Annotated in this window: 15 protein-coding genes; 14 read left to right on the top strand and 1 reads right to left on the bottom strand. The window is 35.8% G+C overall.

What is annotated here, in order from left to right:
- From H7A25_11865 to murF, 8 genes are all read left to right on the top strand, one after another.
- Positions 1 to 1,224: a hypothetical protein gene (locus H7A25_11865; protein MCP5500594.1), complete on the top strand. Its 1,224-nt coding sequence runs from the start codon at positions 1 to 3 to the stop codon at positions 1,222 to 1,224.
- 10 nt (positions 1,225 to 1,234) lie between these two features.
- A complete protein-coding gene (locus H7A25_11860) occupies positions 1,235 to 1,675 on the top strand; it encodes a hypothetical protein (protein MCP5500593.1) in 441 nt (146 codons plus the stop codon).
- 122 nt (positions 1,676 to 1,797) lie between these two features.
- On the top strand, positions 1,798 to 2,643 hold the full coding sequence (locus H7A25_11855) for a MoxR family ATPase (GenBank protein ID MCP5500592.1): 846 nt from the start codon (positions 1,798 to 1,800) through the stop codon (positions 2,641 to 2,643).
- Complete coding sequence (locus H7A25_11850; protein ID MCP5500591.1) at positions 2,643 to 3,827, top strand: hypothetical protein; 1,185 nt, start codon at positions 2,643 to 2,645, stop codon at positions 3,825 to 3,827. Before H7A25_11855 ends, H7A25_11850 begins: the two co-directional genes overlap by 1 nt.
- An 18-nt stretch (positions 3,828 to 3,845) precedes the next feature.
- A complete protein-coding gene (locus tag H7A25_11845; GenBank protein ID MCP5500590.1) occupies positions 3,846 to 5,285 on the top strand; it encodes an adenylate/guanylate cyclase domain-containing protein in 1,440 nt (479 codons plus the stop codon).
- Between the two features lie 17 nt (positions 5,286 to 5,302).
- The gene (locus tag H7A25_11840; protein ID MCP5500589.1) at positions 5,303 to 5,752 is read left to right on the top strand and encodes a thioredoxin family protein; all 450 of its coding nucleotides are present in this window, start codon (positions 5,303 to 5,305) and stop codon (positions 5,750 to 5,752) included.
- Between the two features lie 104 nt (positions 5,753 to 5,856).
- Positions 5,857 to 6,687: a M28 family peptidase gene (locus H7A25_11835; GenBank protein ID MCP5500588.1), complete on the top strand. Its 831-nt coding sequence runs from the start codon at positions 5,857 to 5,859 to the stop codon at positions 6,685 to 6,687.
- Between the two features lie 2 nt (positions 6,688 to 6,689).
- Positions 6,690 to 8,099 carry a UDP-N-acetylmuramoyl-tripeptide--D-alanyl-D-alanine ligase gene (murF, locus tag H7A25_11830; protein MCP5500587.1) on the top strand — a complete coding sequence of 470 codons (1,410 nt, stop codon included), beginning with the start codon at positions 6,690 to 6,692 and terminating at the stop codon, positions 8,097 to 8,099.
- Positions 8,100 to 8,110: 11 nt separating this feature from the next.
- Here the strand turns inward: murF and H7A25_11825 are convergent, their stop codons facing one another.
- Positions 8,111 to 8,473, bottom strand: coding sequence for a hypothetical protein (locus H7A25_11825; GenBank protein MCP5500586.1), 363 nt, complete (start codon positions 8,471 to 8,473; stop codon positions 8,111 to 8,113).
- Between the two features lie 156 nt (positions 8,474 to 8,629).
- Between H7A25_11825 and H7A25_11820 the strand changes: the two genes are divergently transcribed.
- From H7A25_11820 to H7A25_11795, 6 genes are all read left to right on the top strand, one after another.
- Positions 8,630 to 10,240 carry a sodium-dependent transporter gene (locus H7A25_11820; GenBank protein MCP5500585.1) on the top strand — a complete coding sequence of 537 codons (1,611 nt, stop codon included), beginning with the start codon at positions 8,630 to 8,632 and terminating at the stop codon, positions 10,238 to 10,240.
- Positions 10,224 to 10,385, top strand: coding sequence for a hypothetical protein (locus H7A25_11815; GenBank protein ID MCP5500584.1), 162 nt, complete (start codon positions 10,224 to 10,226; stop codon positions 10,383 to 10,385). The genes H7A25_11820 and H7A25_11815 overlap by 17 nt, the downstream gene beginning before the upstream one ends.
- Positions 10,386 to 10,445: 60 nt before the next feature.
- On the top strand, positions 10,446 to 11,477 hold the full coding sequence (locus tag H7A25_11810; GenBank protein ID MCP5500583.1) for a hypothetical protein: 1,032 nt from the start codon (positions 10,446 to 10,448) through the stop codon (positions 11,475 to 11,477).
- Between the two features lie 48 nt (positions 11,478 to 11,525).
- Complete coding sequence (locus H7A25_11805; protein MCP5500582.1) at positions 11,526 to 11,747, top strand: hypothetical protein; 222 nt, start codon at positions 11,526 to 11,528, stop codon at positions 11,745 to 11,747.
- 99 nt (positions 11,748 to 11,846) lie between these two features.
- Complete coding sequence (locus H7A25_11800) at positions 11,847 to 12,530, top strand: hypothetical protein (GenBank protein ID MCP5500581.1); 684 nt, start codon at positions 11,847 to 11,849, stop codon at positions 12,528 to 12,530.
- 55 nt (positions 12,531 to 12,585) lie between these two features.
- A complete protein-coding gene (locus H7A25_11795) occupies positions 12,586 to 13,023 on the top strand; it encodes an OsmC family protein (GenBank protein ID MCP5500580.1) in 438 nt (145 codons plus the stop codon).
- Positions 13,024 to 13,073 lie beyond the last annotated feature (50 nt).

Genomic DNA, 13,073 nt, shown 5'->3' with positions numbered 1-13,073 from the left:
ATGGCAGCAAAGATAAACGAAAATGAACTCAATTTTAAGATGCCTTCCGATTTGAAATTCAAACTCATCGGAATGATGGTTATCGGGATAGTAAGCTTTGTAGTCGCCTTCATCACTATGGGACATACTGCTTCCCGCCATGATGGTGGGCACAGTAACCCGGCCTGGTCTGCTCTGCTTGTCGCTACCTTTTTTATTATTGGAATTGCACTTGCTGGAACTTTTTTTACGGCTATAAGCCATATAACAGGTTCCTATTGGTCGGTTACCGTAAGAAGGATTACAGAATCCTACGGTCTTTTTTTACCGGTTACTATACTTTTAGTAGGAGCTCTGGCCTTCGGTATTCACGATCTTTTTGAATGGTCACATCCGGAAGTAGTAGCGAAAGACCACCTGATAAAACATAAGAGTGCCTGGTTAAACTCCGGTTTCTTTGTAGGTAGATTGGTGTTTTTTACCCTGATCTGGTCCCTTTTTGGATGGCTTTTCTATAAGAACTCGGTAAAACAGGATTCAGGTAAAGACTTGAAACATACACATGCAAATGTGAAGCTTTCAGCGGCTTACCTGATAATTTTTGCTCTGACTTTTTGTGTGGCTTCTTTTGACTTACTCATGTCCTTAACTCCGCACTGGTTTAGCACCATGTTTGGAATTTATAGCTTCGCCGGAATGTATCAGGCGGGACTTTCTTCCTTCATCGTGGTAATTGCCGTATTAAAAAAATCAGGTTACCTCGGTGATACAGTAAACGAAAACCATATCCATGATATCGGTAAGTTTATGCTTTCTTTCTGTGTATTCTGGGCTTATATAGGTTTCAGCCAGTTCATGTTAATCTGGTATGCCAATATTCCTGAAGAAACTTTCTGGTATGAGCAGAGAATGGTGGGCGGATGGATGCCTCTTACAATTCTATTGCCTATTATCAAGTTCATTGTGCCTTTCCTGCTTCTTCTGAATAGACCGAGCAAGAGAGATTTAGGATACCTTACAAAAGTAGCTATATATATCGTTATAACTCAGTTTATAGAGTTATACTGGATTGTATTTCCGAGTAATTTTGAAACCTTCACTTTTTTCGGTCTTCTGGTATCCTTTGGTGTGACTATTGGTATGGCAGGACTTTTTGGATTTATTATCTTTAAGGTTCTGGAAGGTGCAAAGTTAATTCCCGTAGGGGATCCGAGACTGGAACAGTCTTTACACCATCACCAGTAAGGAGGATAAAATGAAGAATATGATAAAAATACTCAGCATAATCCTGATTGGACTTTTTGCTTATAATTGTAGTAGTAAAGCAGAAGTGACTTTTGATACAGCTCTTTATTCTGATAAAGAAATGAAGAATAAAATAGCTGATGTTAAAAAAGGAACTGTAGTAACCGCTATTAACTATCGTAACCATAACACCTCCTGGGCTCCAAGACCTTATGTTCAGGTGAAATTAAACAGCCAGGTGGGCTATATCTCTTCCCGTAAGCTGGTTATCGGGCAAGACCCGGCAAAGTCTGTTTTTACCTGGGGTTGGAGAGGTGATTATAAACCCTTTTATGACCCCAAGGATTCAAGGTATAATGGCAAAGGAAAGGAATTTTCCAATCTTGCAAAACTCCCAAAAGATAAAATCCCCCTCGAAAAACTCCTGGAAGGTACTCAACTGGATAAGTAAATATCGATACTTTTTGGTAGACTTCCATACTGGCGGCCCTAAAAAAGCCGCCTTTTTTATTTGTTGAGAGTTTTTTTAACTTTTTATTCAATGTTGTAAAGAAGCTTTTAAAAGGTAGATCTATGAGCCAGGAACCTTTGAACATACAGGATGGTTATGTACTATCACGAGAATTAGAGGAAGCGGTTTTGACAGCGGAGATTACAGGTCGTCCCCTGCTGGTAAAAGGAGAGCCCGGAACAGGGAAAACTTTGCTTGCTGAACATATATCCCTAAAAAAGAAGCGCCCTCTATTTCAATGGCATGTCAAATCTACAAGTCTCGCAAAAGAAGGTTTGTATTTTTATGATGCAGTTTCACGTTTGAACGACTCTCGTTTTCCTGATGAAGAAACAGGAAGAAATGTTCATAATATCGAGGATTATATTCGCCTCGGTCCATTAGGGGAAGCTTTTACACTAGAAAAGACCTGTATTGTTTTAATTGATGAAATTGACAAGGCTGATATTGAGTTTCCGAATGATTTACTTTTAGAATTGGATCGAATGCGCTTTGTAATTACAGAAACCGGTAAGGTAGTTGAAGCAAAAATTCGGCCTCTCTTTATTATTACTTCGAATAATGAAAAAGAATTACCCGATGCTTTTTTAAGAAGATGTATCTTTCATTTCATTGAATTCCCGGATAAGAAAATGATGGAAGAAATCATCCTGGCCCATTTTCCGGATATTCAACATAGCTTATTAAATACCTGCATTTCTACGTTTTACAAACTAAGGCAGATAAGCGATCTGAGAAAGAAGCCTTCAACCAGTGAATTGCTAGATTGGATTCATGTGTTACTATATCAGGGAGCAGACCTCAGGGGTATGCAAAGAATTCCTTATATAGGAACACTTATAAAGAATGAAGAAGATTTAATGAATTTTGCAAGTCTTTTTCATGTAGTAGCTAATGAGAGGAATTGATGTTTACTGATTTCTTTTTCAAAATTAGAAAAAGAAAAGTTCCGGTTAGCACGGGAGAACTTTTAGATTTACTAAAGGCTATAAGAGGAATCACCGAAGAAAGAGGTCCTTTAAGTCTGGAAGAATTTTATTATATTTCTCGTTCCTGCTTAATTAAGGATTTGAAATATTATGATCATTTTGATCTCGCATTTGCGGAGACCTTTAAAAGTTTAGAAGTAACTGATGAAGTATTTCGTAATAAACTAATGGAATGGTTGAATAAAGCCATTAAAAAAGAGTTAAGTGAAAAACAAAAACAGGATGCTCCCAATATGTCTTATGAAGAATTGTTAAATGAATTGGAAAAGAGACTTCAGGAGCAAAAAGAAAGACATGATGGTGGAAATTACTGGATAGGAACCGGGGGAACTTCTCCTTTTGGAAACAGTGGCTATAATCCCCAGGGCTTACGAATTGGAGGAGAATCTAAAAATCGTTCTGCCATTAATTCAGCCAGGGATAGAATTTATAAAGATTATAGAACAGATGAAACCTTAAATATTCGCCAGATAAAATTAGCTCTTAAAAAATTGCGAATATTAAAAAAACAGGGTCCTCTGGAATTGTCTATGGATTTGACGATTCGTAAAACCTGTGAGAACTGTGGAGATTTAGAACTGGTATATGATAGAAATCGCAAGAACAATTTAAAGCTGATTCTCTTAATGGATATTGGTGGAAGTATGAGTCCCCATACCAGAAGAGTTAACCGACTTTTCTCTGCCGGGCACCAGTTAAACCACTTCAAAGAGTTTCATTATTATTTTTTTCATAATATTATTTATGACTATGTGTATGCAGACCAGAGATTAGAAAAACCTGTGGAAGTAGAAAAACTAATGAAACACTTTCGTGAGGATACAAGAGTAATTTTTGTTGGAGATGCACTTATGCATCCCTTTGAGCTTTTTATGCAAACAGGAAGTCTTGATTTTACAGGTTATGATTTGGCTAAAGGAAAAAAAACCGGAATCGATAGGCTGCGGGATATAAAGAATCATTTTCGATATTCGATCTGGTTGAATCCGGAAAGGGAAGTCTACTGGTCTGAGCCTACAGCCGACGCCATAGAAGGAATAATTCCCATGTTTTTCTTGAGTGTTCAGGGTATCGAAGCTGGTGTCAAACGTTTATTAAACTAAAAATATAAGGAAGTATAGATGATCCAGGAACAGGCGCTGAACTCAAAGTTAGACGCAATAAAAACCTATAAAAGTTTTACAATAGAAGAAGTGGAACAATTTGGTAATATACTTTCAAAGCTGGAAGAGGACAAACTTCGACATTTAAATCCCTATACTTTTTCCAAAGAAAATAATTTTTCAGAAGAACAATGTATAGAGTTATTTATACATGCAGCTAAGGTAGGTCTTTTAGATTTTAGTTATAATTTGGTCTGTCCTGCCTGCGGAGGAATTGTTTCTTCTCGGAAAGATTTTCAGACTATACAGGACGATAAATTTCACTGTGCTGCCTGTAATCTGGACACCACCTTTTCTTTGGATGACCAAATAGAAGTGGATTTTTCCATTCACCCCGGGATAAAGAAATTAAAGCCTGTATCCTTACAGAAGTTTGAACAATACTATCGATCTTTTTTTAGTTTGAACTTTGTAAAAGCATCGCAGATAAATTCATATATTATGGAAAGCATTGCAGCTTATGGAGTGATTGAAGCCGATTCTACAAAAGAGTTTTCCATCGAAAAGTCAGAAACTGATATTTGTAGGTTTATCAGTATAGAAAATAATGCAGCAATTGAAATCGTTTATTCCTCTAATTTATTGAAGGGAGAAGAGACTCAAGAAGCTCAGTTTGTTGCCGGTAGCTTTTCTCCTTCTCTTATAGAACTCAGAGCTCACAAATTAAACCTGACAATAAAGAATTTGAGTAAGAAACCTATCAGTATAATTCTTTATAGGCCGGAAAAAAAACGTATCATGGAATTGTTTATAAAGAATCCGATACAAAGGAAAAAGTTTTTAACCGCCAAAGATTTATTTAATAACCAGTCATTTAGAGAATTATTTCGCGTTCAACTTTCTGATGGGTTTAATTTAAATGTAAAAAGTTTAACTATCATGTTTACAGATTTAAGGGGTTCTACGGAGATGTATGATAAAGCCGGGGATCACATGGCTTATAAGTTAGTTCAGGAACATTTCGAAATTCTAATGCGTGTTGTAAAACTTCATTCCGGAGCCATTATTAAAACTATGGGGGATGCTATTATGGCTACTTTTTCCAATCCCATTGATGGTTTTTTAGCTGCAAGAGAAATGATGAAGCGTATTCAGGAAATGAATGAATCCTGGAAGAAAAAGGGATATGAACTCGGCTTAAAAGTCGGTTTAAATGAAGGCTCTGCTCTGGCTGTCAATAATGATGAAAGGATTGATTATTTTGGACAGGCTGTAAATATAGCAGCGAGGGTTCAGGGATTGGCCAAAGCAGGGGAGATATGGATATCAGATTCTATTTATTCTTTTCCCGGTGTAGCTGAAAAAATTTTAGAGAATCATTATCTACTGGAAAGGCAGGAGGCAAGTCTAAAAGGAGTTGGTGGAAAAGCAACAGTATACAGAGTTTATGTAAATTAATAAAGGATATTTATAAGATGCTTAAATATATTATTATAATCTGTTTTTTTATTTATTCCTGTAGTACCGATAAGAAATCTCTTGGATATGATCCAAATTTAGATGTGGTTTCTGAATTCGAAGCTATGAAAGAAAAAGCAAAACAGGAAGGGAAAAAGAGGTTACTTTTAATTTTTGGAGCTAATTGGTGCGGGGATTGTATGGCTATGGATAGAATTTTGGGAGAAAAAGAAATACAGAATGTTTTAGCCGAAAGCTACTTATTAATGAAAGTTGATATTGGACATTTTGATAAAAATTTGGACTTTGTCAGGCGTTTCGGTAACCCTATTGAAAAAGGGATTCCCTCTTTTGTAATTATCGATGAGGCCGGTTCTATCCTTGTTTCTACTAATAATGGGAAATTTTCAAAAGCCAGGAAAATGAAATCAGAATCTGTACTTGAGTTTTTATTGCAATACCATTGAAATTAGTTAAAATAATAATTATAACACTGCTAATTCAGTGTTCTATTTCCCGGAAAGTAGTTATGAAAGAAGTAAAAGTTGAATCATTCAGGTTAAAAGAGCATATGGAAACCTTGATCTCATTTCCCAATAGGTCTTATGATAATCTTGAGGGATTAAATCAATCAGCTGCTTATATAAAAAAGCAATTTGAAAGTATAGGTCTTGTTGCACAGGAACAAGTGTTTATTGTTGATAACGAAACGTATAAGAATATTGTGGCTGTCATAGGTCAAGAAGGGAATCCTAAAATTGTAATTGGTGCTCATTATGATGTTTGCGGTGAACAGGATGGAGCTGATGATAATGCTTCCGGAATTTCCGGTTTAATCGAGCTTGCAAGGGTTTTGAAGCAAGGAGAATCTCAACTTAAATATAGAATAGAGTTCGTAGCTTACAGCCTTGAAGAACCACCATTTTTTTCTACTCAGTCTATGGGAAGCTACATTCATGCACGTTCTCTATTTGAGAAGGGAGAAAAAATAAAACTCATGATTTGTCTTGAGATGATAGCCTATTTTTCTGATGAGGAAAACTCTCAGGATTATCCATTTCCCGGAATGAATTTATTGTATCCCAGAAAAGGAAATTTTATAGCGGCTGTTAGCAATCTACGTTCTTCGGAGTATATTAAATTATTTAAAGACACTATGAAAGAATATACAACACTTCCCTGTGAAGTTCTGGCTGCTCCAAGAATATTGACAGGTATTGATTTTTCCGATCACCGTAACTACTGGAAATTTGAATACCCTGCCATAATGATAACCGATACAGCTTTCTATAGAAATAAGAATTATCATTTACCTACCGATACAATTGATACTCTGGATATACCTAAAATGACGGAAGTCGTTAAGGGCCTTTCCTATTTTATATTATCAGGGAAGATTTGAATATGAGAGAGAATTTTAACTATTCTATATTTGCAATAAAGCGTATTCTTTCCAACTCTTTTCAGGGAATGGATTTTTTAGAAGAGGCTGAATTTCAGTATATTAGTATTTCCTCCATTGAATGTGATACTTCGACTTTATTTGTTCCTCTGAGGGGAAATCGGGATGGTCATGAGTTTATTCCGGATGCTATAAAGAGGGGAGTCAGATTCTTTTTGTGTGAAAGGAACCATATAATACTGGAATCTCTCTCAGAAAAGGAAAGAGAAGGAGCAATATTTGTGGATAATACATTGATTGCTCTTGGAAAATTGGCTGAGTTTCACCGCAAGCGATTTCAAGCAGTCATTATTGCAGTAACTGGGTCCAGCGGTAAGACTACTACGAAAGAACTATTGCATACAGCTTTTAAGCATATTAAAAAAGAAGAGCTGGTAGTAACCGAGAAAAATTATAACAACGAAATTGGTTTACCTTTTACCCTGTTTCGAATCGGAGAAAAGACAAAGTTAGTTATTTGTGAACTGGGTATGAATCATAGAGGAGAGATTGCAAGGCTTTCTATTATGGCAAAGCCATCTTTTGCGATGATTACCAATGTGGGAACAGCCCATATTGAATATCTCGGTTCTACGAAAGAAATTGCCAGAGCAAAAGCTGAAATTATGGAAGGAATGGAAAGAAATACTCATCTTTTCGTTCCGGAAGATATAGCACACTTGAATATTATATCAAAGCAGGCTAAAAAGAAAGGAATTCAACTTCACCTTTATGGAATCGGAAAAGATAAAGTATTAGATATCCTTGAAGAAGATGAGAAAGGCTTCCTATTAAAATTTTCTTCAGGTTCTTTCCGCTGGAATTTTATAGGGAAAAAGATCTTATATAATTTGTCCGGTGTTTATCTACTTGCTACAAAACTGAAACAGGATCCGGAGAGAATACTTACAAATTTTTTTACTTACGAGAATACTGCAAAGCGCTTGAATATTATAGATAAGAAATATAAAATATTAGATGATTGCTATAATGCAAATCCGGACTCAATAAAGTCTTCTCTCGAAGCACTAAAACAAGTCTCAGGGAAGGCTAAGACTTATGCAATATTGGGTGATATGAAAGAGTTAGGTGAATATTCAAAAAAAATGCACAAAGAGTTAGGAAAATATGCCTATCATCTGGGTATTGATGCAATTTTCTCTTTCGGAAAAGATGCTGAGTATATATCCAAATCTTTCCAGTTGAAAAAGGGAGATACTCTGAGTACACATTTTCGGGATACAGAAGAGGAAATTCAGAAGTTAATACACTATATAAGGAAAAATGTAGCAACTTCATCGGCGATTCTGGTGAAAGGAAGTCGTTCTATGAAAATGGAGCGTATTGTGGAAGGATTAAAAAATATAGAATAAGCAGGATATATTCAGGGAATTTCTTCAAATATGTCTTCAATGACATCGGCCAGAGTTTTCATCTGCTCTTCATTTAAGTGGCCGATGAGTTGTCCTCCGAAAGTCTTCAATACTTCTACCCCTGCGTTTACACCCATTGTAACAATTCCTTTTGCAATGAAATTTAGTTTCATTAGCTCTATAGGACGAAGGAAATAATAATGAAGACTGTTTTCGGTTACCTTTACAATAATGCTGAGAGTAGCTTTGGAAAGATCCTTGTTCTTTTTTTCTTCTCTAAGTCTTTTGGTAACGATTCTCGCTTCCTCTATTAGTTGATGAGGAACCGGACAAACAAGAAAGCTACCATGATGGCTATGGAGGTCTTCATTCATAATGATGATGGTCTCAATATATTTCCTACTAGAAAAATCACAAACCCTTTTTTTAAATTAATTCATCTAATATCAGAATTTTCTTTTTGAAATATTTGCTTTCTAAATCAGCAATACCTATAAAATTGACTACAGATTATTACGAAGGGAGAATGAATGGCTAATCCAAACCCAAAAGAGAAGTGGGGGAGTAAAATAGGAGTAATTCTCGTTGTTGCCAGTAGTGCAATCGGACTTGGGAATTACCTGAGGTTTCCGGGGCAGGCGGTAAAAAATGGAGGAGGTGCCTTTATGGTACCCTATATCATTAGCTTTTTACTACTTGGGGTTCCCGTATGCCTTTCCGAATGGATTCTTGGTAGAATGGGAAATCGTCATGGACATAGTACTCCCAATATTTTACGAAATTTTTTATCCGGATTTCCCCTGCGCTTTGCCAGTACAATTGCTATTATTGTTCCGGTAGTAATTTATATTTATTATGTATTTATTGAAGCCTGGTGTTTATCTTATGCTATAGATTTTATTACAGGCGCTATACAGCTTGCTCCGGAAGGCATACAAAAAGGAACAGAAGCCTATACCAGGACTATTGTTGATAATGCGAGTAAAACGTTTATGGCAACTACCGGTGCTTCGGAAACAGGCCTTTCTTTTAAAGGAAATATTTTATATTATGTGCTTATCTGCTATGTAATTAACTTTTCCCTTGTTTATCTGGGAATATCTCGCGGCCTGGAATCACTCGCAAAAAAGGCAGTTCCTATATTACTCTTAAGTTCTTTTATCGTTCTTGGAAGAGTATTAAGTCTCGATGGGATCGAAAAAGGTTTAGGGAAAATGTGGAATCCGGATTGGTCTTCTCTTTTAAAGGGTGAGGTTTGGATTGCGGCTGCCGGACAGATCTTCTTTTCTTTATCTGTAGGTTTTGGGATTATTTTAAGCTTTTCCAGCTATCTGGGAAAGAAAGATGATGTTATCCTTTCCGGGATTTCTGCTTCTTCGGTGAATGAATTTGTTGAAGTTGCCCTCGGTGGAATGATTACCATTCCGGTTGGGTTTTTATTCTTAGGAGCTACTGTAGCCAGTTTTGGAACTTTTGGAATGGGCTTTATAGCCTTACCGGCCGTGTTTTCATTGATGCCTGCCGGACAATTATTTGGTGCTATCTGGTTTACGATTCTCTTCATTGCAGCTCTTACTTCTTCAATTTCCATGATTCAACCCGGTATCAGTTTTTTAGAAGAAGGGTTTCATCTAAAAAGGAGGTATTCTGTTTCTTATCTGTTTCCTTTCACTTTATTTTTTACACTTCTTATTGCTTATTATAATAAAGGTTTTATTGCTCTGGATCTAACGGACTTCTGGATCGGTACTTTCTTAATTTATATTCTGGCTACTATACAGGTAATTCTTTACGGATGGAAAATTGGACCCCAAAAAGGTAGAGAATCCGGAGAGGAGGGAGCTTTAATTCCTATACCGAGAATTTTTGATTTCGTGATCAAGTATATCACACCGACTGTGTTGATAATTATTTTTGTTGTATTTGCTATTCAGAGTTTGCCGGACTATTTCGGCAAGATGAGTGTGGATTATATGAAAGCCTTAGCTCTAAAAGAAGGAACCCCGGTTTCTGAAGCCATAGAGAAAGCTTATACAGCAAGAGGAGTATTTATTATGATTCTCAGTCTTTTCGGACTGATTTTTTATCTAATTCATAGAGGACTCAAAAATATGGAGAAACACGATGAAGTGGTCAAGTAGTATATACCTTGCAGAGCAGGTCATCCAAACAGAAGGCTTGAATACCTGGGGCTGGTTTATCATGCTTTCTTCAGTATTTATGGTTTCCGGTCTTATGCTTTATTGTGTTGTGAAAATGTTAAGCAGTAAGACACCGGAAGAATAGGAATATTATAGCTTAAAAAATTTATTTTTTCTTGTCAGGCTTAAGAGTCTGTGATAGGCTTTGAATCCTGAAGATATGAGAGAGAATATTTACAAAATTGATGATATTTTAATAAAAACCGGAAAATGGTTTTTAATCCTGTTCGGCATTTTTAGTTTTGGGGGATACTGCGGTTCTTGCCTGGATAATCAGCCCGGAACCTCCTTTATGGTCGAAATAAAAAAGGATGGTAAGAGGGAGTTTATCAGGGAGCAGATTTCCGATCTCAGTGTGAAAGGAACTCTAATTCAGGAAAATATAAAGTACTTAAGAAAAGAATATCCCAAGAAGGAAGTCTCCTACGACGAGAAGACAAAACAAATTGCTATTGATGATAAAAATGGAAAAATTGAGTATCGTGAGCTGAATGAACAGTTTCTTCCCAAAATTAAGCATGATTTAATTAAAAGCAAATATCCCAAGTTAGTGGCTATAAGGGAATTAACAGACGAAGAAAGAGCCAAAATTGAAAATGCGGCCTTAAAAAAGTTTGGTATTATTTTCTTAATCGGAGGAGGGGCCGGTATAGCCTTTCTCATTGTCGGTCTGTATATACGTAAAATAGAAGAAAAAGCTCTCTCTGTTTATCATATCCTCGAGAAATCTTTTGAGGCTCCCATTAAAGATATACTTTATAGTACAGGTCTTGATGAAAAAGGTCTTTCCAGGGTTATACAGGTACTGAATAGTCGGGGGCTTACCTCCCTTATCTGGGATAGTCAGGCAGAAAGAATAGTAGACTCTCGGCTAAAAACACAACTGATATTTGTAGAGCGTTGTCCGAGTTGTGGGAATTATGTAAATCAAAAAGTTTCTCTCGATTTAAATTTTGGAAATATTTGCAGCTATTGTAATAATCCTTTTCCGGTTCACTATTTAAATGAGTTAAAACTGGAAAGAATCGAAAAAATGAAAAAAGAAGATTGGAAAAATAAACAGACAGTATCCGAAAAAAAACAGTCAGAGTTTTCTCTGATCATTTTTTTCCTTCTTAGTATTCTCTTTTTTCCTGCTGCCATTGTCTATGCGATTCGAAAAGGCGGTTTTGTTTGAAGTGGAAATTAATTATTGAACGTCTAATAGAATTAAGAGGTATCAATTATGGAAATTATATTTATTCTTATCCTTTCACTCATTTACCTGTTGGGGGTGCTTTTTTTCTTCTACAGAAAAGATAGAAAAAAAGTAAAAGTACAAAGAGAGCATGATGTTATCCTTGCAAAATGTCTCGAATTAAAAGAAACAGATGAGGAAGAATATAAATTATTCATGGAATATTCAGAAAAACGAATGAATGAAGATTTGGAAAACAACAAGAACTAAGAGTAGAGTATAAATTATTTAGAACTAGAAGGCTGTGCTTTCTTTTGAAAAAGAAAAAATACTTGAACACATAAAAGGGAAAAAGATATTTAAAAAAGAATGAGAGAAAGAAATTTTTATAAAATAGATGATTATTTAATTATTACCGGTTCCATCCTAATTACTTTATTCCTTCCTTTTATGATAGCTTTAATCGGGGCTCTGGGAAGGAGGGGAAAAGGTGGCTTTTTTCTGATTCTTGTACTTTGTTTTATAGGTTTTTCTCCATTTATTATGATAGGTCTCGGTCTGTATTTTCGTTCAAAAGAAAAGAAGCTAAACCAATTTGCCAATCTTTTAGAGACAGTTCTGGATATTGATGCGGGTGAGTTAATAAAAGTAAGCGGAATGAACAAGAAAAAAATCCTGGAAGGCATTCAAAGAATTGAGAATACAGGGGAAGCTTTTTATGTTTGGGATGAAAATTTGTTTCGCGTCTATGATAGAAGGTTAAAAAGTAAATATGTTTTCGTAGATAGCTGTCCGAGTTGTGGAGGTAAACTTGGTAAGGAGTTTTCATTAATTATGGAAGGAATTCCTACCTGTCATTACTGTGGAAATCCATTTTCTTTAGACTACTGGAATAATTTAAAGCATCAGGTTATGGATAGTATATCAAAGAATAACTTGGAGAAATACAGGATTGAAATGTCCGGTAAATCTAATCTGAATAAACCTCTTTTGATCTTTCTTTTCATGTTTTTCTGGCCCCTTGGAATTTATTACTTGATGAAAGAAAAATAGTAAGTTCTAAGAAAAATTTCTTGCAATTTACAACATAGGGTATTGGGTATAGTATATGGAAGAAAAGCATATATATGAAGTAAACGTTGAATGGAAAACAGAGAGAAAGGGTATGATGAGTTCTCCGGGAGGACTTCAGGATCTGGAAGTTGCTACTCCACCGGAGTTTCCCAAGGGTCATCCCGGCATCTGGTCTCCCGAACATTTATATGTAGCCAGTGCGAACTCCTGCCTGATGACTACATTTTTAGCTATTGCAGAAAATTCTAAATTGGAATATAAATCTTTTTCTTGTAAAGGCACCGGAACTCTGGAAAAAGTAGATGGAAAGTTTATGATATCTAAAATTGACCTGGAAGCAATAGTAGAAATTTCCGATGAGAAAGACGAGAAAAAGGCTTTGCGGGTTCTGGAAAAGTCAGAAGCAGCCTGTTTGATTTCCAATTCCATGAAAACAGAAGTTCATTTAAAGCCGGTTATTAAAGTAGTTTAACTCATATACCCTATTCAATTATTTGGATAGGGTTTTCATAAGTTAATATA

Source organism: Leptospiraceae bacterium (genome assembly GCA_024233835.1).
Lineage (GTDB): Bacteria > Spirochaetota > Leptospiria > Leptospirales > Leptospiraceae > JACKPC01.
Note: the sequence above shows the minus strand (reverse complement) of the source record. Positions and strands in the feature narration are given on the sequence as shown.

Bases quoted from the DNA above. Each gene is read 5' to 3' on its own strand.
- H7A25_11800 (MCP5500581.1), top strand. From the start codon at position 11,847: ATGAGAGAAAGAAATTTTTATAAAATAGATGATTATTTAATTATTACC.
- H7A25_11805 (MCP5500582.1), top strand. From the start codon at position 11,526: ATGGAAATTATATTTATTCTTATCCTTTCACTCATTTACCTGTTGGGG.
- H7A25_11825 (MCP5500586.1), bottom strand. From the start codon at position 8,473: ATGAATGAAGACCTCCATAGCCATCATGGTAGCTTTCTTGTTTGTCCG.
- H7A25_11815 (MCP5500584.1), top strand. From the start codon at position 10,224: ATGAAGTGGTCAAGTAGTATATACCTTGCAGAGCAGGTCATCCAAACA.
- H7A25_11840 (MCP5500589.1), top strand. From the start codon at position 5,303: ATGCTTAAATATATTATTATAATCTGTTTTTTTATTTATTCCTGTAGT.
- H7A25_11860 (MCP5500593.1), top strand. From the start codon at position 1,235: ATGAAGAATATGATAAAAATACTCAGCATAATCCTGATTGGACTTTTT.
- H7A25_11865 (MCP5500594.1), top strand. From the start codon at position 1: ATGGCAGCAAAGATAAACGAAAATGAACTCAATTTTAAGATGCCTTCC.
- H7A25_11835 (MCP5500588.1), top strand. From the start codon at position 5,857: ATGGAAACCTTGATCTCATTTCCCAATAGGTCTTATGATAATCTTGAG.
- H7A25_11845 (MCP5500590.1), top strand. From the start codon at position 3,846: ATGATCCAGGAACAGGCGCTGAACTCAAAGTTAGACGCAATAAAAACC.
- H7A25_11795 (MCP5500580.1), top strand. From the start codon at position 12,586: ATGGAAGAAAAGCATATATATGAAGTAAACGTTGAATGGAAAACAGAG.
- H7A25_11855 (MCP5500592.1), top strand. From the start codon at position 1,798: ATGAGCCAGGAACCTTTGAACATACAGGATGGTTATGTACTATCACGA.
- H7A25_11820 (MCP5500585.1), top strand. From the start codon at position 8,630: ATGGCTAATCCAAACCCAAAAGAGAAGTGGGGGAGTAAAATAGGAGTA.
- H7A25_11850 (MCP5500591.1), top strand. From the start codon at position 2,643: ATGTTTACTGATTTCTTTTTCAAAATTAGAAAAAGAAAAGTTCCGGTT.
- murF (MCP5500587.1), top strand. From the start codon at position 6,690: ATGAGAGAGAATTTTAACTATTCTATATTTGCAATAAAGCGTATTCTT.